The 22,145-nt window shown below is 60.4% G+C and carries 17 protein-coding genes; 10 read left to right on the top strand and 7 right to left on the bottom strand.

Annotated elements, in window-relative coordinates:
* Positions 1–254: 254 nt before the first annotated feature.
* A complete protein-coding gene (locus ACO550_RS26905; RefSeq protein ID WP_315595378.1) occupies positions 255–887 on the bottom strand; it encodes a response regulator in 633 nt (210 codons plus the stop codon).
* Entirely contained in the window at positions 884–1,990 is a 1,107-nt protein-coding gene (locus tag ACO550_RS26900) for a PAS domain S-box protein (RefSeq protein ID WP_315595379.1), read from the bottom strand. The genes ACO550_RS26905 and ACO550_RS26900 overlap by 4 nt, the downstream gene beginning before the upstream one ends.
* A 187-nt stretch (positions 1,991–2,177) precedes the next feature.
* Here ACO550_RS26900 and ACO550_RS26895 point away from each other — a divergent pair, with 187 nt between their 5' ends.
* Genes ACO550_RS26895 through ACO550_RS26860 form a run of 8 tightly spaced genes read left to right on the top strand, consistent with a single transcriptional unit; the run spans position 2,178 to position 10,653 of the window.
* Entirely contained in the window at positions 2,178–3,971 is a 1,794-nt protein-coding gene (locus ACO550_RS26895; protein ID WP_315595380.1) for an acyl-CoA dehydrogenase, read from the top strand.
* A gap of 18 nt (positions 3,972–3,989) precedes the next feature.
* Positions 3,990–4,736: an enoyl-CoA hydratase-related protein gene (locus tag ACO550_RS26890; protein ID WP_315595381.1), complete on the top strand. Its 747-nt coding sequence runs from the start codon at positions 3,990–3,992 to the stop codon at positions 4,734–4,736.
* Between the two features lie 56 nt (positions 4,737–4,792).
* Positions 4,793–6,856, top strand: coding sequence for a 3-hydroxyacyl-CoA dehydrogenase NAD-binding domain-containing protein (locus tag ACO550_RS26885; protein ID WP_315595382.1), 2,064 nt, complete (start codon positions 4,793–4,795; stop codon positions 6,854–6,856).
* Positions 6,857–6,880: 24 nt separating this feature from the next.
* A complete protein-coding gene (locus ACO550_RS26880; protein WP_315595383.1) occupies positions 6,881–8,059 on the top strand; it encodes an acetyl-CoA C-acyltransferase in 1,179 nt (392 codons plus the stop codon).
* Positions 8,060–8,114: 55 nt separating this feature from the next.
* The gene (locus ACO550_RS26875) at positions 8,115–8,897 is read left to right on the top strand and encodes an SDR family oxidoreductase (RefSeq protein ID WP_315595384.1); all 783 of its coding nucleotides are present in this window, start codon (positions 8,115–8,117) and stop codon (positions 8,895–8,897) included.
* Between the two features lie 29 nt (positions 8,898–8,926).
* The gene (locus ACO550_RS26870) at positions 8,927–9,715 is read left to right on the top strand and encodes a crotonase/enoyl-CoA hydratase family protein (protein ID WP_315595385.1); all 789 of its coding nucleotides are present in this window, start codon (positions 8,927–8,929) and stop codon (positions 9,713–9,715) included.
* Between the two features lie 12 nt (positions 9,716–9,727).
* On the top strand, positions 9,728–10,186 hold the full coding sequence (locus ACO550_RS26865; RefSeq protein WP_315595386.1) for a MaoC/PaaZ C-terminal domain-containing protein: 459 nt from the start codon (positions 9,728–9,730) through the stop codon (positions 10,184–10,186).
* Between the two features lie 29 nt (positions 10,187–10,215).
* On the top strand, positions 10,216–10,653 hold the full coding sequence (locus ACO550_RS26860) for a winged helix-turn-helix transcriptional regulator (protein WP_485995024.1): 438 nt from the start codon (positions 10,216–10,218) through the stop codon (positions 10,651–10,653).
* Positions 10,654–10,720: 67 nt separating this feature from the next.
* On the opposite strand, the gene ACO550_RS26855 is transcribed toward ACO550_RS26860, so the two are convergent.
* From ACO550_RS26855 to ACO550_RS26835, 5 genes are all read right to left on the bottom strand, one after another.
* Positions 10,721–12,628: an acyl-CoA synthetase gene (locus tag ACO550_RS26855; protein ID WP_315595387.1), complete on the bottom strand. Its 1,908-nt coding sequence runs from the start codon at positions 12,626–12,628 to the stop codon at positions 10,721–10,723.
* A gap of 7 nt (positions 12,629–12,635) precedes the next feature.
* Positions 12,636–13,844, bottom strand: a complete 1,209-nt coding sequence (locus ACO550_RS26850; RefSeq protein WP_315595388.1) for a tripartite tricarboxylate transporter substrate binding protein — start codon at positions 13,842–13,844, stop codon at positions 12,636–12,638.
* Positions 13,845–13,854: 10 nt separating this feature from the next.
* A complete protein-coding gene (locus ACO550_RS26845; protein WP_315595389.1) occupies positions 13,855–15,750 on the bottom strand; it encodes an acyl-CoA synthetase in 1,896 nt (631 codons plus the stop codon).
* Positions 15,751–15,771: 21 nt separating this feature from the next.
* Entirely contained in the window at positions 15,772–16,773 is a 1,002-nt protein-coding gene (locus ACO550_RS26840; RefSeq protein WP_315595390.1) for a tripartite tricarboxylate transporter substrate binding protein, read from the bottom strand.
* A 142-nt stretch (positions 16,774–16,915) separates the two neighbouring features.
* Positions 16,916–19,054, bottom strand: a complete 2,139-nt coding sequence (locus ACO550_RS26835; RefSeq protein ID WP_315595391.1) for a TonB-dependent siderophore receptor — start codon at positions 19,052–19,054, stop codon at positions 16,916–16,918.
* 310 nt (positions 19,055–19,364) lie between these two features.
* Here ACO550_RS26835 and pcaB point away from each other — a divergent pair, with 310 nt between their 5' ends.
* On the top strand, positions 19,365–20,738 hold the full coding sequence (pcaB, locus tag ACO550_RS26830) for a 3-carboxy-cis,cis-muconate cycloisomerase (protein WP_315595392.1): 1,374 nt from the start codon (positions 19,365–19,367) through the stop codon (positions 20,736–20,738).
* Positions 20,739–20,767: 29 nt separating this feature from the next.
* Complete coding sequence (locus tag ACO550_RS26825) at positions 20,768–22,141, top strand: cation:dicarboxylate symporter family transporter (RefSeq protein WP_315595393.1); 1,374 nt, start codon at positions 20,768–20,770, stop codon at positions 22,139–22,141.
* Positions 22,142–22,145 lie beyond the last annotated feature (4 nt).

Below are 22,145 nucleotides of genomic sequence, written 5' to 3'. Positions count from 1 at the left end.
TTCATCTCGTGACTTGATGGGAGAAGACTGCGAGTCTTGTTCGGTGGCGATTCGCTTTCACGAAGACAGCGGGGACATCGAGAAGATATCCTCACTCGCGGTCGAATACGATGTGCCGCGTTCATGCGGTGAGGTTATGAGCTGCGATGTTCGCCTGGTCGGTCCGTCAGGACTCGCAGCGGCTGCGACCTATGCCTTCCTCCGGAGCCAGCGATGAGCAGCCTGATGGAAGGCTGCTCCGTCTGTGGGCACAACTAGTCAATCAGTCTGTGGCGCAGGGCATACTGCACCAGCTCCGCGTTTGTCGCCACGCCGATTTTCTTGAGGATCCGGGAGCGATACGTGCTGACCGTTTTGACGCTGAGGAAGAACTGCTTGCCGATCTCAGTAAGACGGACCCCTTGCACGATCAGGCGCATGATCTCGTACTCGCGGGAAGAAAGGTCCCGGTGCGGTAACTGTCCGTTCACACGGTCCAGGTTATCCATGACCCGTTCGGCCACCTGCGGCGAAAAGTAGCGCTTGCCCTGTACCACTTTTCGGATGGACGCCACGAGCTCGACAGCGTCCATGTCCTTCGTGACATAGCCGCTCGCACCCGCCTCGAAGGCCCGGACGGCATACTGTTCGGCAGGGTACATGCTCAGCACCACGATGGGCAGCAGGGGCTTCTCGCTGCGAATGGAAGGGATGAGGTCCAGCCCGCTGCGGCCGGGCATGCTGATGTCAAGCACCAGAACGTCGAATTCATGCGTACGAATTGCGGTTAGCGCATCCGGACCATTGCACGCTTCCGCGACCACTGAGAAATCGCCTTCGTCCAGGAGGAGTCGCTTGAGGCCCTCGCGAAAAATGGTGTGGTCATCGACCAGGACAATCCGAATCATGGCATCTCCGCCGGGGTGTTGTCTTCGATGGTCGGGATGCGAACGGAAACGCATACGCCACCGGCGCGGCCAGGGCCAATCTCCGCCGTACCGCGAAGGTCGCGGGCCCTCTCTCTCATTCCAAGTAGCCCAAGATGGGCGCCCTTGGCCGGGACCGATGCAATCCCGACGCCGTTGTCCACCACGTTTAGGGCGATGAAGCTGGCGTCCCACGTCAGCGTCACGTCCACGGCGGAAGCATTGGCATGGCGGGCGATGTTCGTCATGGCTTCCTGGAAGATTCGATACAGTCCGAGCTCGCGGGACTCGCTCAAGGGCAGTGGTGCGCGGTTGCAGTCAAACGTGCATGCGATGCCATAGCGGGCTTCGAACTGTTGCAAGTCCTGAGCCAACGCGTCCTGTAGCCCCAGATGGTCCAGGGCGCCGGGCCGCAGCCCTTCGGCGATGCGCCGTACCGCTTCAATGGAGTCCTGGACCAGCTCCAACAGCTGCTGTGTCGTCTCTTTCGCAGTACCCGCGCCAGTGGACAGTGGCCTCTCACCGTTCTCTTGCCGCTCCAGGCGTCGGCCAAGACGTGAGATGTCGAACTTGATCGTGGTGAGCATCCCACCCACAACGTCATGGAGTTCCTGGGCGACGGTTGAACGTTCGTGCTCCCGCACCGAATTGAGCCTCATCATTAGCTCGCGCAGCTGGGTACGTGACCTGCTTAGCGCTTCCTGCTTCTGGATACGGTCGGTGACGTCCAGGCCCACACCAACGATGGCGGGCTTTCCCCGGTACTGGACGGTATTGCCGTGGATTTCCACATAGCCACGCGACCCATCGGGGCGCTTCGTGTGCAAGACAAATGGACCAGGTCGCTCACCGCGAATGCGCTTGTGATACTGCTTCATCAGCGCATCGACCTGATGCGGCGCAGCAAGGTTCGCCACCAGTTCGCCTGTCATGCGGCTGCGGGGAACGTTGCACATTGCGGCGAACGTTTCGTTCACGTACTGCAGTCTTCCATCCTGAAGGATGTAGATGCCAGCTACGGACTGCTCGACGATTCCCTTGAAAGGAATCTCGTAGTCGTTCAAGAACTCTTCGGCCTCATCCATCTCGCTTCACCTGCTGTCTCCTGTGCATCGCATCGGCACTTGCATGGATTACAGCAGAACGCTTGCCGGGACACAACGCCATATCGGAAAACGCTGACAAGCTGCGCGGGGATTTCTGACAAGCCCCGGTAGAGCCCGCGTGCCAGACTCCATTCACCCAATTCACACAAGCATTGATGGAGACGACATGAGTGGCAACTACGTTCCGCCGCTACGCGATATGCAGTTTGTGCTGCACGAGTTGCTCGACATGGAGGGCGCGCTCGCGGGCATTTGCGCCGACAAGGCTATCGATCGGGAAACGGCCGACCAGGTACTGGACGGTGCCGGCCGGTTTTGCGCGGACGTACTGGCGCCGCTCAATCCGGTAGGCGACCAGCATGGTTGCGAATACAGCGCCGGGGATGTCAAAACGGCGCCCGGCTTCCGCGAGGCATTCAGCCGCTACGCGTCCGACGGATGGAGCGGCTTGGTGTGTGACGTCGAGGACGGTGGCCAGGGACTGCCCCAGATCATGGGTACCGCCGTCAGCGAGATGCTGGCTTCGAGCAATTCCGCGTGGTCCCTGTATCCGAAGCTCTCGGAGGGCGCATACCGGTGCATCCGGGCGAATGGTTCCGACTGGCAGAAGGATACGTTCCTCCAGCCGTTGGCGACTGGGGAGTGGACTGGGACGATGTGTCTGACCGAGCCTCATTGCGGCACTGACCTTGGTCTGCTGCGGACCCGTGCGGTACCTAACGCCGATGGTTCGTTCGCGATTACCGGAACCAAGATTTTCATCTCGTCCGGCGAGCATGACTTGGCGCCGAACATCATTCATCTGGTCCTGGCTCGCTTGCCAGATGCACCTGCTGGAGTGCGAGGTATCTCCCTGTTCATCGTTCCCAAGTTTCTGCTCGATAAAGACCGTAAGCCTGCAGCGCGGAACGGTGTCCAGTGTGGTTCTCTGGAACGAAAGATGGGTATCCATGGGAACGCCACCTGCGTGATGAATTTCGAGGCGGCCACGGGATACCTGATCGGAGAGGCGGGCAAGGGCCTGCCGGCGATGTTCGTCATGATGAATGGCGCACGGCTGGGAACCGGCACGCAGGCGCTGGGCCTGTCGGAGACGGCCTACCAGCGCGCGCTCCGCTACTCGCAAGAACGCTTGCAAAGTCGGTCCCCTGCGAGCCCGGCAGGTTCATCCGGCCCAGACCCTATCCTGTCATTGCCCGATGTACGTCGCATGCTGTTGACGCAGCGCGCGCTCGTGGAGGGCGGCCGCGCATTCGCATACTGGCTGGCGCTGCAGATCGACATCCATCACCACAGCGCCGATGCACAAGCCTCGCAGGATGCAGAAAGCCTGCTTGCGCTCCTGACGCCCGTAGCCAAGGCGTTTCTCTCCGACAACGGGGTGGATGTCACCAGTCTGGGCATGCAAGTGCATGGCGGCGCGGGGTTCATCACGGAAACCGGTGCGGAACAATTGCTGCGCGATGCCCGCATCCTCCCAATCTACGAGGGGACCAACGGCGTACAGGCGAACGACCTGGTCGGCCGAAAGGTTCTGGCAGATAACGGGGCACAGATTCGCAAGCTCCTCACGCTTGTACGCGAGACCGCAAACGCGTGTCTTGCTCGGGAAGCTGATGCGGAGAGCAAGGTCGATGACATGGGGCGCGCTATTGCGGAGCTCTGTGATGACGTTGAGGCTGCCACGCAGTTCATTCTCGACTCGGCCCGCATTGACCCGTGCCAACCCGGGGCATCGTCCGCCGCCTACCTGCGCTTGATTGGTCACCTGATGTTCGCGCACTTCTGGGCCAGAGCCGCCATGGTGGCGTCGACCAAGACCGCGAATAGCTTCTATGCGGGCAAATTGGCCGCGGCGCAGTTCTACTTCGCGAGTCTTCTTCCGGAGTCGCGCGCATTGCTGCCGAGGATTCGACTGGAATCGTCGGCAGTCATGAATCCGCTGGCCTTCGCAGCATAGGCCCGGGGATTCTTGATCATGAAATTCATTCAAGCGAAGTATGAGGGCGGTGTCCTGACCCTGTCGATGACCAGGGCCGAGAAGAAAAATGCGCTTACGCAGCAGATGTACCTGACGTTGGCGCTGGCGCTGGAAGACGCTGGTCGCGACGACAACGTACGCGTGGTAGTCCTGCGGGGAACGCCGACGGTGTTCAGTAGCGGGAACGATATTCAGGACTTCGCTGACGATGGCTCCGGACAAGAAAAGCTTGCCTCGATTCGGTTCATGAAGGCCGTCACGTCCCTGCAAAAGCCGCTGGTTGCCGCTGTCTGCGGCTATGCAGTTGGTATTGGTGCCACGGTCTTGCTCCATTGCGACTACGTGGTGGCGTCGGAGGACGCTCGTATCCGATTCCCGTTCGTCGACCTGGGACTTTGTCCCGAGTTTGGCTCGACGCTTCTGCTTCCGGCTCTGGTTGGGCAACAGAAGGCCAGCGAATGGATGCTCCTCGGCTCGTTTGTCCTCGCGGGGGAAGCACAGAAGGCGGGATTGGTGAATCGCGTGCTTCCGAACGACATGGTGTTTGAGGAAGCAGAGTCCATTGCGCGTGCGCTTGCCAAAAAGCCTCCGGCAGCCCTGGCAGCCACCCGTCAACTGCTGAAGTCCGCGTCGCGAGAACTCATCGAGGCAAGGATTCAGAAGGAACGCGACATCTTTCAGACGTTGCGGGCGACAGAAGACGCTCAAGCCATCTTCAACAGTTTTCTTTCCCGCTCGCGCTGAGCAACGCACCGTTTAGCCAGACGCTCGGTCATCCCATCTCCCCGGAGTATTTCGTCATGAGTACCGAATACCATGTCACCGACGGCGTTGCCGTCATCCTGCTCGCGAATCCGCCCGTCAATGGGCTCGGCTATTCAACCCGCGTTGGAATCGTCGATAGCCTCGACCGTGCTGTTAAAGATCCCGAGGTCAAGGGCATTGTCCTTTCGGGCTCGGGTAAGGCCTTCTCAGGCGGCGCTGATATGCGCGAGTTCAATAATCCGAAGGCGCGTCGTGACCCGGGACTGAACACCGTACTCGCCGCGATCGAGGATTGCCCGAAGCCCGTAGTGGCGGCTATCCATTCGGTCGCCATGGGCGGGGGCCTGGAACTGGCACTGGCCTGCCACTACCGCGTAGCGGTTCCCGGCGCACAGATTGCGCTGTCGGAAGTGCGTATGGGGCTGCTTCCGGGAGCGGGCGGCACGCAGCGCCTGCCGCGAATCATTGGGCTGGAACGCGCAACCAACATGATTGTCACCGGGGCTTCGGTAAAGTCGGAGGCGCTCAAGGACAGCGGACTGTTCGACCGGTTCTTCGATGGCGAACTCCTTGGCAACGCCGCGGACTTCGCGCGCGAAGTTGCAAAGCGGCCCGGTCCGTATCCCCGCGTTCGCGACCGACGCGTCGAACATCCGAACCCCGAGGCATTCCTCGAGTTTGTGCGCACCTCCATCGTGGCGAAGCAGCCGCAATACCCGGCGCCGCAGCACGCGCTCAAGGCAGTGCATGCGGCCGTGTTCCAGAAGTTCGACGATGGTCTGGCTCAGGAACGCCGGAGCTTTCTGGAGTTGATGGAAGGCAGCGTTTCCAGGTCGCTGCGTCATGCGTTCTTCGCAGAGCGCGCTGCGCAGAAAATCGACGACCTTCCGGAAGGCACGCCCCTGCGCACCATCGACAAGGTGGCTGTCCTGGGCGGCGGCACGATGGGCACCGGCATTGCCATGTGTTTCCTCAATGCGGGAATCCCGGTGAAGCTGTCGGAAACCAGTGATGAACTGGCTGCAAAAGCAGTGGGAACGATTCGCCGCACCTACGAGGCGACAGTCAGGAAGGGCAAGCTATCCCAGGATGCGGCCGATAAGCGTATGGCGTTGCTTCAGCCAGTCGTTGGCTTGAAGGAGATCGGTGATACGGACCTGGTGGTGGAGGCCGTCTTCGAAGACATGGACCTCAAGAAGTCGGTGTTCCGAGAGCTCGACGCCGTGATGAAGCAGGGCGCCATCCTGGCCAGCAACACCTCCACACTGGACCTGGATGCCATTGCCGAAGTCGTATCGCGGCCTGCAGACGTGGTCGGCTTGCATTTCTTCAGTCCGGCCAATGTGATGCGCCTGCTGGAAGTCGTTCGTGGCGCCAAGACAGCGCCGGACGTCCTTGCCACCTCAATGCAGATCGCCAAGCGCATCGGCAAGGTTGCAGTCGTATCCGGCGTGTGTGACGGCTTTATCGGCAACCGCATGATTGCGAAGTATGGCCAGCAGGCGCAACTGCTGGTGCAGCAAGGCGCCTATCCCGAAGACGTTGACCGTGCAGTCGAGTCGTTCGGGATGGCGATGGGTCCCTTCCGCATGAGCGACCTGGCCGGCAACGACATTGGCTGGGCAATTCGGAAGCGTCGCTACGCCGAGGACCCGTCCGCCCCTCGCTCCGAGGTAGCAGACCGCCTGTGTGAAGCCGGACGCTTTGGTCAGAAGACCGGCGCGGGCTGGTACGACTACCAGGCCGGTGCGCGCAAGCCCATTCCTGCCCAGGCGGTCAAGGAACTGCTGGACGCTTACTGGGCCGAGAAGGGCGTTACCCGTCGCAGGTATTCGCAGGATGAAATCGTCCAGCGACTCATCTTCGCGCTGGTGGACGAAGGCGCACGGATCCTGGATGAGGGAATTGCCGCCAGGGCGTCGGATATCGACCTGGTCTATCTCAATGGCTACGGCTTCCCCACCTGGCGTGGCGGTCCCATGTTCTACGCGGACACCGTTGGCCTCTACAGCGTGGCGCGCGCCATGGAGCAAGCAGGCCAAACGCCTGCCACGCTTATCCAGGATCTGGTAGCCGATGGCGGCAGCTTCAATTCCTGACATCCCATCAAAGCGAGTCTCATCATGAAAGAAGCAGTCATCGTTTCCGTGGCGCGTACTGGCCTGGCCAAGAGCTGGAAAGGCGCGTTCAACAGCACGCACGGAGCGTCCCTGGGTGCCCATTCCGTCAAGCATGCGGTAGAGCGCGCCGGGGTCGACCCTGACGCAGTGGAAGACGTGATCATGGGCAGCTCGTTGCTGGAAGGCACGACTGGCGGAAATATCGCGCGGCGCATTGCGCTGATGGCCGGCCTTCCTGTCCACGTGCCGGGGGTGTCCGTCAACCGCTTCTGTGCATCGGGTCTGCAGACCGTGGCAATGGCATCGCAGCGTGTCCTCACCGGCGAGGGCGATGTGATTGTGGCCGGCGGCGTGGAAAGCATCTCCTGCGTCCAACCGCATGTGAATCGGTTCATGGCCGAGGACCCCGCACTGATGGCTGTCAAGCCGGAGGCGTACTGGAACATGCTGCAAACCGCCGAACAGGTGGCCAAGCGCTACGGCATCTCACGCGACAGGCAGGACGAGTACGGCGTGCAGAGCCAGCTTCGTGCCGCAGCGGCACAACAGGCCGGCCGCTTCGATGCGGAAATCGTGCCCATGACCACTTCGATGTCGGTCCATGACCAGGCGCTGGGCGGCTTTGCAACGCGCGAGGTCACCATCGCGGCTGACGAGGGCATCCGGGCCGATACCACCATGGAAGGTGTCGCAAAGATTCGTTCGGCGCTGCCCGGTGGGGTGGTGACCGCTGGCAACGCCAGCCAGTTCTCGGATGGCTCTGCCGCAGTCGTGGTCATGGACGGACAGTACGCAGAGCGACACGGTCACACGCCGCTCGGCGCGTTCCGTGGCTTTGCTGTCGCCGGCTGTGAGCCCGATGAGATGGGCATTGGTCCCGTCTTCGCGGTACCGAAGCTGCTGAAGCGCGCAGGTCTGCGTCTCGACGATATCGGTCTGTGGGAACTGAACGAAGCCTTCGCCGTGCAGGTGCTCTATTGCGCCGAGAAGCTGGGCATTCCGCTCGACAAGCTCAACGTGGACGGCGGCGCAATTGCAGTTGGCCATCCCTATGGTGTGTCGGGTACCAGGCTGGTTGGCCACGCGCTGATCGAGGGCAAGCGCCGCGGTGTCAAGTATGTGGTCGTCACCATGTGCGTCGGCGGTGGCCAGGGCGCTGCCGGTCTGTTTGAAGTGTTGTGATGCACGGCGCAAAGCGCCGGGCAGCAATTCATTAGCGTCATCTAGGAGAAGAGACATGGGCAGCATCAAGAAAGCGTTGGACCTGACTGGCAAGACCGCACTCATTACTGGCGGCTCGAGTGGTCTTGGCCTGCAGGTTGCGGAAGCACTAGGCGAGCAAGGCGCCAAGATCCTGATTACGGGGCGCAAGGCAGATGCCCTCGAATCGGCTCAGGCTCACCTGCGTCAACTCGGCATCGAGGCTGACTGGGTGGCGGCCGACAATCAGAAGGAGTCGGACATCAACAAGCTGGTTGATGAAGCGCTGGCCCGTCTGGGCCGCGTCGATATTCTCGTCAACAACGCCGGCGCGACCTGGGGCGCCCCTGCGGCTGACCACCCCGTCGAAGCGTGGGACAAGCTCATGAATCTGAACGTGCGCAGTGTCTTTCTGCTGACCCAGCAGATTGGCAAGCGCTCGATGATTCCGAATCGCTACGGCCGAGTCATCAACCTGGCATCGATCGCAGGTCTGAAGGGGAATGGTCCGAACTCCCTTGGAACCATCGCGTACAACACCAGCAAGGGTGCGATTGTGAACTTCACCCGCGGCCTGGCCGGCGAATGGGGCCAGTTTGGCATCACCGTCAACGCGCTGGCTCCGGGCTTCTTCCCGTCGAAGATGACGCGCGGCACCATCGAGAAGCTTGGCGTCGAGAAGCTATCCGAACGCGCGCCGCTTCAACGTATCGGTGATGAGGACGACCTCAAGGGTGCGGCCCTGTTGTTCGCCAGCGATGCGGGCAAACACATTACGGGCCAGATCCTGGCCGTCGACGGCGGCCTGACCGCAGTCTGAGCTAGTACACACAAAATCTGGAGAACAGCATGAGCAACGAACAAGCGCAGGGCGATGTGAAGATGACCGTTGACGGCCATGTGGCCATCATCTCCGTCGACAACGTGGCGAAGAAGAACGCCATTACCCCGGAAATCATGGAGCAACTCTGGGACCATCTGACCGCGTTTGAAAATGACCCGAACCTGTGGGTCGCCGTGTTGGCGCCGGAAGGCGAACACACCACGGCAGGTCTGGATATGCCGAAGTTCTTTGGCCCGACGGCCACCGCTCGCCCGATTCCTAACGACAAGGTGGACCCGTTTGGTCTGCGCAAGCGCTCCACGAAGCCGATTATTTCCGTGGTGCAGGGCATCACCTACACCATCGGCATCGAGATGATGCTCGCCGGCGACATCGTGATTGCTGCAGACACGGCCCGTTTCTGCCAGATGGAGTCGCGTCGGGGTATTGCACCTCTGGGTGGCGCGCACTTCCGATACCTGACCCGTACGGGTTGGGGCAATGCGATGTACCACCTGTTCCTGTGCGACGAGTTCGACGCGAAGCGCGCCCTCGAAATCGGCTTCGTGCAGGAGGTGCATCCGTTTGGCAAGCATCGCGAGCGCGCCATCGAACTGGCGCATCTGATCTGCAAGAACGCCCCTATCGGCCTGCGGGCTGCCAAGGAAGCCGCCCTGACGTACACCGAGCAGGGCGAGAAGGCCGCAATCGAATGCATCCCACGCATTCGCGACACCGTCTTCGCGACGGAAGACTTCAAGGAAGGTCTGCGGTCGTTCGCGGAACGTCGTGCCGCGAACTTCCAGGGTCGTTGAGCGGAGTCGGTCATGAGGGAGATTGCGTCGCTTGACGCGCTGAAGGCTCTGGTCGGCCAGGATGTGGGCACCAGTGATTGGATCGACATCTCCCAGAGCGATGTCAACCAGTTCGCCCAGGCCACAGGTGATCATCAGTGGATTCACACCGACCCGGAGCGCGCCAGGAAGGAGTCTCCATTCGGTGGGCCTGTCGCACATGGCTTTCTCACCCTGTCGTTGCTCCCTGCGTTGATGGCAAAGACCATCAAGGTGAGTGGAGTGCGTATGGGTGTGAACTACGGCCTCAATCGCGTTCGCTTTACAGCGCCGGTGCCGGTGGGCGCTGCAGTTCGCCTGCATGCCAGGCTGGTTTCAGTCGATGCTCCCGATTCGTCGGTAGCGACACTGACGTGGACTGTCACGATGGAAGCCCGAGGCACTGTCAAACCTGTCTGCGTGGCGGAGACGCTAAGCCGACTGTATTTCTGACCAGGGCCGGGTGCTGCTCACCCGGTGAGATGTCTCCTGTAACCCGACCTGCGGGTAACAGTTTCTGCCCGTGCCGCGCCGCGGGCTTTTTTTTGTCCACCAACAACAAAGAGAGAAAGGAGGAGACCGGGATGGACCGATGCAGGCAGCTTACGGCAGATAAGCGCGTTCGGAGAACGTTGGAGTTGCTGGGCGAACGATGGACGCTACTTATCGTCGCAGAGGCATTGTCTGGGCATACACATTTTGATGAATTCGAAAGATCGCTTGGCGTCGCGCCCAGCACGCTTACGGTTCGATTGCGGCTGCTAGTCGAAATCGGGTTGCTTGAGCGACGCGGCGATCGTTGCAACCGGCTTACCTACCATTTGACCGAAGCCGGAGTGGCTCTGGCGCCGTGCTTTGATTTTCTAACCCAGTGGGCGAACGAGCGTTTGGATCTACCGTTGGCAGTCGAGCGCAACTGATTCCATGCGCAACGGGGTGGGCGCGCCGTGCCCACCCCGTTTCCACTTCCGTGGCGCTATCGTCGCGCTAATGGATGATTGTGATGTCGTACGGAATGGTCAATGCGCCGAGGGCCTGACGAATCGCATCCACCTCGGATTCGTGTGCAGGTGTATTCCGTAGCGATACTCGGCAACGGACGCCAGCGCTGCCTTGATCATAGGCTTCGACCTTTTCGAGCGATGCGATACCCAGCGACGCCACAATTCGGGAGTACTCCCGCTGCGTAGCGTCCACGCGTAGCGCAGCCTTGTTCACCTTGCCGAGCGGCGTCTTGGGAAGCTCGTCGACCAGGAAGTAGTGCTTTGGCACCGCCGCGCGCTCCGGGATGTTCGCTGCGCCGAACGCAAGCAACTCTGCGGCGCCAATCGTTGCGTCGGCCTTCACTACCACGTAAGCACCCGGCATTTCTCCTGCATAGGCATCGGGCACCCCGATGGCCGCTACTTCGACCACGTCGGGATGCTTGAAAAACGCTTCCTCGATCATGCGCGGGTCAATGTTGTGCCCGCCACGGATGATCAGGTCCTTGGCCCGGCCCGTGATCCACAGGTAGCCGTCTTCATCGATGTAGCCGAGGTCTCCGGTATCGAGCCACTTTCCGGACAGGAAGACCTTGCTGTTGGCGGCAGGGTCAAGGTATCCAGCAAACACTGCGGGCCCCGCGATGACGATATTTCCCGCCTCGTTTGGCGCGCACTCGCTGAAGGACCTCGTCAGGGTATCGATGCGTACGGCCTTGATCTGCTGGTATGGGAATGGAAGTCCGGCAGAGCCAGTTTTCTTGATACCAAAACGAGGGTTGGATGTCGTGACCGACGTGGATTCCGTCATGCCATAGGTTTCGAGGAGCGGGATGCCGACCTTCGTCTTGAAGCCTTCAGCCACATGTGCGGAAAGCGGGGCGGTGCCCGTGCTGGCCACGCGGAGGCTGCTGATGTCGGCGCTGCCAATCGGCAATCTCAGCAGCTGATTGATGATGGTCGGGACCAGTGCCGCGGCCGAAATGCGGAACGCTTGTACGGTGTTCCAGAAATTGGATACGGCCGTCGGATGGCGCCAGCCAATGGAAGTCATGAGCACCAGCGTGGCGCCTCTCACGAGCGTATGCAGGCAGCCGGCAAGCGCGCCACCAACGTGGAAGACCGGCAAGCCGGTACTGCGAACGTCCTCTGCCTTGGTACCGTAGACCATCCCGAAGGCCCAGGTGCTGAAGACTTCGGCGCCATGCGTTTGCGGCGCGAGCTTCGGTGTTCCAGTTGTGCCTCCTGTGTGGAAGAGCGCAGCAACATCTGTACTTAAGATCCTTCTGCCGCTTGCGAGGTGGTCATCGGGAAACTGCTCGATGACGGCCTCGTAGTCAACCACAGGTACACCGCAGAGCTCCTGAGCCTGCGGGCGTCGTCCACCAATACTGACTACAGCGCTGACGTTCGGTAGGGACGGAAGCATCTCGGTCACCTTTGGCCAAAGGTCGATATGCTCGTCCCCTCCATAGACAGCCAGCACGCGAGCACCGGCCGACCCGATCATATGGGCCAGGATGTTCGAGTCAAGCATCCAGTTGACGGGATTGATAATGCCCGCAGCCTGGCCGCCCCAGAGCAGGAACTGTGCTTCGGTTACAGCAGGCACCAGCAGAGAGACGACGTCAGTCTTGCCAATGCCGAGGGATGACAGCAGGTTGGCGGTCTGGTTAACCCGGCGCCAGAGCTGGCGATACGTTGTCGCTTTAGCGTTCTCCGGAGTATCGCAACCAGTGTGCATGTACCAGATAGCGACCTTGCCAGGATCGATCTGGCAGCCGTCGCCGAGCATCTCATATGTCGTTTCGGGTAAGCGGCGCTCGGCGAGCGGAACTTCTTCGAACGTTCGAATCTTCTCACGGGAAGAGAGGTCGGCTTCTGACCAGTAGGTGTTGGGTTGCAATTGCATGTTCGCCTCACATCTCAGGCTTGTAGCCAATGCGACTCACAAAGCTCGACCACTTCGCCTGGTCTTCCCGAACCCGCTTCGAGAACGATGCAATCTGGGTCGCGTCCGGTTCCGTGAGGCCAAACTCCTTCACCCTGCTGCGGTATTCGGGCGAATTGACTGCATGACGAGCCAACGTCTCGAGTCGTCGCGCCAGATCGGGAGGAACGCCTGCCGGAGCAAACAAGCCGAAGTTGCCGTTGAATTGCTCCATCTCGGGATAGCCGAGTTCACGGAATGTAGGAACGTCCGGCGCGAAGGGCGAACGCTCTGTGCCAGCAGTGGCGAGAGCCAGCAGCTTGCCTGACTTCACGTAGTTCATGGCCGGAAGCACGGCGTCGAACATCATCTGTACCTGGCCGCCGAGCAAATCCTGCATTGCCGGAGCCGAGCCCTTGTAGGCGACGTGCAGCATGTCGATACCAGCAAGCTGGTTCAGACGGACACCGGCGAAGTGGCCTTGCGTACCAGCGCTGAAGGAAGCAAAGGAAAGCTTTCCTGGGTTGGCCTTGGCCCACTTCACGAGCGACGCAAGGTCCTTGGCGGGAATCTTCGGGTTTGCATACATGACCTGAGGGGTTCGCGCCAGTTCCGAGATGGGCAGGAACGCATCAGGCTTGTAGGACACCTTGGTCGTATAAGGGACCAGGGATACGACACTGCCGATGGACACCATCAACGTGTAGCCGTCGGGCTTGGCGCGCGCAACGGCGTCGGCGCCAATCGCTCCCGATGCGCCTGGGCGATTCTCGACAACGAACGATTGGCCGGTAGCCGAAGAAAGGCGTTCCGCAAGCGTGCGCGCCATGCTATCAGTGGCTCCTCCGGCAGGAAGCGGCACAATCACGCGGACGGGCTTGCTGGGATAGCTCTCTGGCGCTTCAGCGTGCGCGCGAGAAGCGAGGAATGCGGTGAGGACAAGGGCGCCGCTCAGGAAGGCTGCGGCTAGTTTGATACGTCGTGACGTTAGCATGGTCTGCTGTCTCCAAAATTTGCTTCGGCGCATGCCTTTCAGCAGCGTGCGCTCGTTGGCAATGATGGAGTAGCTGGACCCGATAGCGAGGAGGCTGGGCCAAATATGGAAAATTCCTACAAGAGGTGCAGTTGCCGTGCACGAAGCGGTCGCGCGCAGCAGCGGGAGCTGTCTGCCAAGGGCAGACAGCTCCCTGGCCTTCAAGGGTCAAGCATTAGCGTGTGTGTCGGATTTCGTAGGGGATCGTTAGCGGGCGCAGTCGTTGGTCGATCTCTGCGTGGTCGGGCAGGCTTCCCGTTACGCTGATCTCAACCAGGAATCCTCTGGCGCCTCGGTCAACAGCCTTCACGGTTGCATTCGACGTCAACAGAGCATCGCCGAGCGCGGCGTCAAACATCCGCTCGATAGCATCGACCCGCAACAGATTCTTCTGAATCTTCCCCACTGCCGTCTTGGGCATCTGAGGCAGCAGGTAGCACTGCTTGGGTATAGCGGCCCGTTCAGGAACATGCGTCGCCGCATACTGCAACAACTCTTCCGTCGACGCTTGCGACCCAGGCTTCAGGACCACATAGGCGACAGGTACTTCTCCGGAATGAGCGTCCGGTGCACCAATCACAGCGGCATCCTGAATCGCGGGGTTGGCGAAGAGTATCTCTTCAACCATCTTGGGGTCGATGTTATGGCCACCTCTGATAATCAGGTCCTTTGCGCGTCCGGTTATCCAGAGCCAGTTGTCCTCGTCGAGATACCCCAGGTCGCCCGTGTCCAACCATTCGCCGTCAACCCAACTTGCAGACTGATCGGCGCCGAGGTAGCCCGGAAAGACAGCGGGGCCCTTGACGATGATGAGGCCTGCCTCTCCAGGTGCGCAATCGCGGGCCGTGCCTTTCTCCGAACCGGGCTGCACGACGCGCACGGACTGGTATGGCAGGCGAATCCCGGAGCTACCCACCTTGACCTTGTCCACCGGAGGCGTGATGCAAGTGACCGCAGCAGTCTCCGTAAGCCCGTAGCTTTCGCGGATGCGCAAGCCGGTCATGCGATAGAAGGCCTCTGCGACGTTGGTCGAAAGCGGCGCCGTCGATGACGCGACATAGTTGAGGCTGGAGATATCCGCAGCGGCGATCGGCAACGAAAGCACCTGATTGACCAACGTTGGAACAAGCGTGAGCATGCTGATGCGGAACGCTTCGACGATTTTCCAGATGTTGGGGAGTACTGATGGGTGGCGAAACCCTGCCGAGGTCATCAACACGATACTGGCGCCACGCGAGAGCGGCGCGAGGCAACTCACGATGGCACCGGCGGAGTGGAAGATGGGTACGCCAACAGCGCGAACTTCTTCGCTTCCGAACCCGGTCAGGCAACTGCTTGCCCAGACCCAGAAGACCTGATTCCGATGCAAGTGCTTCGCCAGTTTTGGCACGCCAGTTGTACCGCCAGTGTGGAACAGCGCAACGATGTCATCCGGGGAAAATATGCGGCCCGACACCAGCCGGTCGCCTGGTTGTGTTGCGCTGGCCGCAGCAAAGTCAATCACAGGCACCGAACCGATGGCGTTGCATTGCTCGCCGACGCCGCCAACACGAATCACTGCCGCCAAGGATGGCAGTTCTTTGGCGACGAGTTCGATCTTCGACCAGATGTCGGTGTTCTCATCGCCCGCATACGCGATCAGCACTCGCGTACCTGCGGCCTTGAACATGTGGATCAGGATGTCTGCCTCGAGCATCCAGTTCACTGGATTCGCAATGCCTGCAGCCTGGGCGCCCCAAAGTGCGTACAGACCTTCCGGAACCGCAGGCATGAGGACCGATGTCACATCGTCCTTTGCGATGCCGATAGCGTGGAGCAGGTTTGCGGTTTGCAGAATCCTTTGTTTCAGTTCTCCATAGGTGATGGAGGCCGATGTTTCTCCCGGTCGAGTTCCATCACTGAAGAATTGAATTGCTACTTTCGATGGCTCGATGGAACAGCCGTCCATCAGCATTTCGTGAGTGGACGCCGGAAGGCTGCGGGCTGACAAGGGAGTTTGCTCGAAACGTGTGACGTCTTCTTCCGAGCACAGAACTTCCGAGGTCCAGTAAGCGGGTTGGCGAGATGACATGTTGTAGTTCCTGTTCACGGTTCACTCGCGATCGATCTTGATTTCGCGTGCCAGACGTTCGAACCGGCCCGATTCGGCCAGGAAGTACTGGGCAGATTGATCCAGGTCCATCACGGCACCCGCCGAGTTGCCGCGCTCGCCGACCCAGTCGCGGTAGGCTGGCGTCGCCACAATTTTGTTCGCTGCCTTACCGATGATGTCGGCCGTCTCCTTCGGCACCTTCGACGAAACAAAGAGACCGGTCCACATCGAGTAGTGGAATCCTCGCAGGGCAGGTACCGTGTCGACGGAGGGAACATCAGGCATCCCGGTGTGCCGTTCGGTGGACATGATGCCAAGCACCTTGATCTTTCCCTCCTTGGCGGCCTGGATGTAGCTCGGGATGAGCGGAAGGAAAGTAAGGTCGACCTGGTCCGCCATCAGGTCCTGAATGGCGGGGGCGCCGCCTTTGTAGGGAACGTGGGTGGTACGGACGCCCACCCGCTTGGCGAAGTCGGCACCAGCAAGATGAAAAACAGAACCTACGCCGGTGCTGCCGTACGACAGGGGCTTCGCATCAGGTCGTTTTGCCTTGTCGATGAGTTCACTCAGACTGTTTGCCGGAAAATGCGGGCGCGCCATGACTGCCAACGCACCGATGGACAGTTGAGCCACCATCCTGAAATCCTCGGGCTTGTAGCGCACGCTCTGCAGCGTCACGGGTGGCAGCGACAACTCATTGGGTGAGCCGATCAGCATGGTCAACGTTGCGGGGTCTGCGTTCAGCAGACGCTGTGCTCCCAAGGAGCCGCTGGCGCCCCCGAAGTTTTCGACAATGATGGTTTTCGCCAGGCTCTTCCCAAGGTCGGGCTGGATGCGACGCGCGACGATGTCGAAGGAACTGCCCGCAGGGTAGGGCACGATGATTGTCGCAAGGTTGCGGCCAGGCAGTTGTGCCTGCGCATTGGCGCCTGAGTGTAGAAGAAGGGTCGACGTAATTACGCCGACGCACTTCAATAGTCGTAGTACGGTTTTCGAAGCCATGCTGTCTCCTCTCGTGATTGCACATAGTGGTTTGTGCATCGGCAGAGTGTGAGAGAGGACGACGGTGTCGAGATGTCAGAATTGCCTCTGAGATTTGTGAGGCTTTTCTGACTATGCGGCAGTGCTGTGGATGGAGAGAACCTCAGAATTGGTACCGAAGTCCGGCAACGAACTGCCGTCCCAGTCCCGGAATCACAGCAAGGTTGCCCCAGGAAGCCGGGTAGTAGTTCTTGTTGAAGAGGTTATGAATGTCGAAGAATACGCGTGTGCGGCGGTCAATCTGCCAGTAGGTAACAAGCTTGACCGTGGCGTACGCGGGCAGCGAGTAGGTGTCCGTGGCGTTCCCCGAGCGGGAACCGACATAGACGATACCTGTGCCTACGCCGTACCGGCCGCCAATCCACGGCATGGCGTCCTCTCGAATTGCCAGGAGACTCGCGCTAATTTTTGGGATATTGGTAATCCGGGTGCCAGGCGCGATGGTGTTGTCTTCGGTTACCTTGGCGTTCATCAGCGTAAAGCTGCCGCTGACGCGCCAATTCTGGTCGAGCTGGCCAAACGCGTCCATTTCTACACCTCGACTGGATACCTCACCGGCCGCGATGCTGAAGTTCGGGTTGGTCGGGCTCCTGGTCAGCACATTGCTCTTCGCGATATCGAAGACGGACATCGTGGCGCCCAGTCGCGCGTCGGTCGACTGCCATTTCACCCCTGCTTCGAGCGCCCGGCCATGCTGGGGATCAAACGCGTTGCCGGACTCGTCCACACCGCTGTTGGGGCGGAAGGATTTGCCATAGGACACATACAGAGACGTTTGTGCGCTGGGCAACCAGGTGAGGCCAACGCGAGGCGACACCGCCGATTGGCTCTGGCTGGTTGTCCTGGCCGTCATCAGGTTGTCGACGGACTGGTGGTAGTTGTCGAAACGCACGCCGCCGAGCAACTTCCACTGCTCGCTCAATGACACCTCGTCCTGGAGATAGACGCCGAGGTTCCGCTGGTTTTCGCGGGTCGACGTGCTCAGGGAAACTGGCGGCTTTGCCTGGCCATAGACTGGGTTATAGATGTCGATGGCGTATGTATTGGTGGCCAAGTTCGAATAGGCAATGTCCATACCCATGTACAGGCGTGACGCATCTAAACCGACCAGCATTCGGTGACCCAGACCCCAAGTCTGGAAGTTCCCCTCCACTTCACCCTGGATGGAAGTGTCCCGCGACGGCAGCGTGCGCCAGCTGTTACGGCGGGTCAGCGTCCGGCCGTCGGCAAGCACACTCCCGAACTCTGCGGCGTAGCCCTCGAAACTCGATTCCTTGTAGCTGACACCCAGGCGCGTCCGCCAGCCCGCTGTGAGCTCGCGGTCCAACGTCAGTTGATGGGTGTCGCTTGAAATGTGCAGGTTGGGGTCGTTGGGCTCCTGGAGATATCGGTCGCGCGGCAGGTCAATCTTGCCGTTGACGTTCACGATGCCCCGGTCGAGCGGCGTCTGGATGCGCATGAACTCGCCTTCATAGGTAAGCAGCGTCTGGTCGTCAATGGCCCAGGTCAGGGCAGGCGCAACAAGGTACTTGTGGTTGTCAATCAGTGAGCTACGACTGGCGCCATCCTCTGCCATGACGTTCAGCCGGTAGGCAAACTTGTCATTGAGAGGGCCCGTTGTGTCCACAGCCGCTCTGGCAAAACCTAGCGTTCCACCGCTCACCTCGGCGGTGGTTGAGCGGGTGAATCGGGGCTTCTTGGTGACGATGTTGATCGTGCCGCCGGGTTCGCTACTCCCATAAAGCGCTGCTGCCGTTCCCTTCAGGAACTCGAAGCGCTCGACCGTGGCCGTGTCTCGCATCGGGTTGTAGCCGCGAGATCCAGGAAATCCGTTCACGAGGTACCCGACGTCTGAGCTATTGAATCCTCGGATTGCATAGTTATCCCACGTCCCGCCAAAGTCGTTGAGGCGAGCGACACCACTGACGTAATCCACGGTGTCCGCCAATCGTGTGGCACCCAAATCGTTGATGAGCTCCGATGTCACGACGCGTACGGCCTGCGGAATCTCACGCAAAGGTGTCTCGGTGCGCGTTGCACCAGCTACCTCTTTGGCGACATATCCAGCAGACGACGTGGCCGACACCTTGACCTCGGGAAGATCGGCAGCAGCAGCGGTGGGTGTTTCGGCGTGAGACAGGTGGGTTGCCAGGGGAAGGAGCGCAAGGCTGGCGCGGAAAGCGTAGACCGAGAAATGTCTGGTTGCCTTGGGAAGGAAGGATTGCAAAACGTAGGACTGCATAACGGCGACTGCACTGTATGAAAAACGGCGCAGTGTGTCGGTATCCAGACATGCAGTCCATCCGGCAGATGTCCTCGCTGCCTGTCTGAGCCATGTCTGAAGGTCCGGACATATGTCCTGCCTTGGGAACTCCAGAAGCGTATTTCTTGATGAATCAAGGCTTTGAGCGGGGTGCGCGACTCGGAACGAAATATCTCGATCGAGTGCTTTGGGCGGGTTAACCCTCATTTCGCAAATATGTTCGAACATATTTAATGGTGAATATGTTCGAACATATCAAGACTCTTGTCTGATCGCCTGAGGTAGCCACATGACCCGAAACCACATCCCCGCCGCCAGCACCGTTGTCGATTCCGCGCTGTTTCGTGATGCCTTTGGCACGCAGAAGATGCGCCAGATCTTTTCCGATGGGGCGCTGGTTCAGCGTTACATCGATGTCGAAGTAGCCCTGGCGCGCGCCGAAGCCAAGGTCGGTGTGATCCCGGCCGATGCGGCCGAAGTCATTGCGCGTGAGTCGACCATCGAGCGGATCGACTTCGACCACATGCGCGAGGAAACCGATATCGTCGGCTATCCGATCCTGCCGCTGGTGCACCAGCTGGTGAAGATGTGCGGGGAGGCTGGTCGCTACGTGCATTGGGGCGCCACCACGCAGGACATCATGGATACCGCCGTGGCGCTGCAGGTGCGCGATGCGCTGGACAGCATCGATGCCGACATCCGCGAGCTGCGCGGCATCCTGGTCGACCTGAGCGACAAGCACCGCGATACGCCGATGGCTGGTCGTACCCACTTGCAACAAGCACTGCCGGTGACGTTCGGCTACAAGACCGCCATCTGGCTGGCGATGTTCGATCGCCATCAGCAGCGCATCGCTGAACTGCGGCCGCGCGTGGCCGTGGTCGAGTTTGCCGGTGCTGCCGGCACGCTGGCATCGCTCGATGACAAGGGTTTTGAAGTTCAGCGTGCGCTGGCCGAAGAACTGGGGCTGGGCGTACCGGCCACCACGTGGCACGTGGCGCGCGACGGGTTTGCCGAGGCCGTGAACCTGCTGGCACTTGTGACCGGTTCGCTTGGCAAGATCGCACTCGACATCATGATCATGGCGTCGACTGAGTTTGCCGAAGTCTACGAGCCGTTCGTAAAGGGCCGCGGCGCGAGCAGCACGATGCCGCAGAAGCGCAATCCGATTTCGAGCGAGTTGATGCTGGCTGCCTCGAAAGCCGTGCGCCAGCACGCCGGGCTGATGGTCGATGCGATGGTGCAGGACTTTGAACGTGCTACCGGCCCATGGCATGCCGAGTGGATTGCCATTCCTGAAAGTTTCATCCTGACCTCCGGAGCGTTGCACCAGGCCAAGTTCGCACTGGGCGGGCTGATCGTCGACACCGATCGCATGAAGCACAACCTCGGTATCTCGAGGGGCCTGATCGTGGCCGAGGCCGTGATGATGCGCATGGCGCCGCATATCGGCCGTCAGCAGGCTCATGACGTGGTGTACGACGCGTGCCGCACGGTCAATGAAACGGGGGGCACGCTGGCCGATGCGCTGAATGCACTGCCCGAAGTCACGCGGCACTTTGACCGTGCCGCCATCGACCATATGGTCGATCCGGCCAACTACCTGGGCCTTGCGCCACAGATGGTTGACCGTGCCATCGCACTGTCGAAGGAAGTAGCCTGAGGCCGCAGGCCCGGGTGGAGGAAGACACCATGCAGCAAACAACCACACAGATTCCCGCCGCGCCGCCGGCACCGAAGCACCTGCCCTGGTATCGCAAGCTTGGCATGCAGGTACTGGTCGCGCTGATTCTTGGCATTGCGGTCGGGTTTGCGTTCCCGCAGTTCGCCGCCAAGCTGAAATTGCTCGGCGACATGTTCCTGTCACTGATCAAGGCCGGCGTGGCGCCGCTGGTCTTCCTGACCATCGTGCATGGCATTGCCTCGGCTGGCGATGTCAAGAGCGCCGGACGCGTGGGCTGGCGTTCGATCGTCTACTTCGAGGTGATCTCGACCATTGCCTTGGTCGTGGGCATGTTCGCTGGGAACCTGCTCCAGATTGGCAAGGGCATGAGCCATGTCACGGCCAGTACCGCCGCGCCGGTGGTCAAGGCTGCGGCGCCGCAGGGCTTCCTTGAATTCATGATGCATATCGTGCCGGACAACTTCGTCGGCGCGTTTGCCAAGGGCGAGTTGCTACAGGTGGTGGTGCTGGCCGTGATGGTGGGCATCGGCATCCTGGCCATTCCGGAAACGCGGCGCGAGAAGGTGAATGCCGGCCTCGACATGATCTCCGAGGTCCTGTTCTCGTTTATCAACCTTGTCATGAAACTGGCGCCGATCGGTACGTTCGGTGCGGTGGCCTACTCGGTGGGCAGCAATGGCTCGGCGGTGCTGATCGCTTTGGCGCAACTGGTGCTGAGCTTCTATGCGGTGGTGATCCTGTTCATTGCCGTGGTGCTGGGCCTTATCGCGAGGCTGTCGGGCTTCAGCTTGTGGCGCTTCCTGCGGTACATCAAGGACGAAATCCTGATCGTGCTGGGTACTGCGTCGTCGGAAAGCGCATTGCCGCGCCTGCTGGTCAAGCTGCAACGACTGGGCTGCGCCAAGCAGACCGTCGGCCTGGTACTGCCGACCGGCTACGCCTTCAATCTCGACGGTACGTCGATCTTCATGGCGATGGGCGTGATGTTCATCTCCCATGCCTACGGGGTACCGCTGTCGCTGGATCATCAACTGGGCATCCTGGTTCTGATGTTGCTGACATCGAAGGGTGCGGCGACCGTGTCTGGTGGTTCGTTCGTGGTGTTTGCCGCCACGGTGACCTCCACCGGCATGCTGCCGGTGGAAGGGCTGGCGGTCATCTTCGGTGTGTACCGCTTCCTGTCGATGGCGATCTCCACCTGCAACACCATTGGCAATAGCGTGGCCACCGTGGTGGTGGCGAAATGGTCGGGCACCTTCGATGCGGAAACGGCTCGCCGGCATCTTTATCCGGAGTTGTACCCCGGCGTGGCACTGGACGACGAGCGGGCTGATAACCCTGCGGTGCAGGCATCGGGCGACATGAAGGTGTCGGCAATTTGAGGCG

This window comes from Cupriavidus sp. (assembly GCF_057315035.1).
This window is presented reverse-complemented; position numbering and strand designations above follow the sequence as displayed.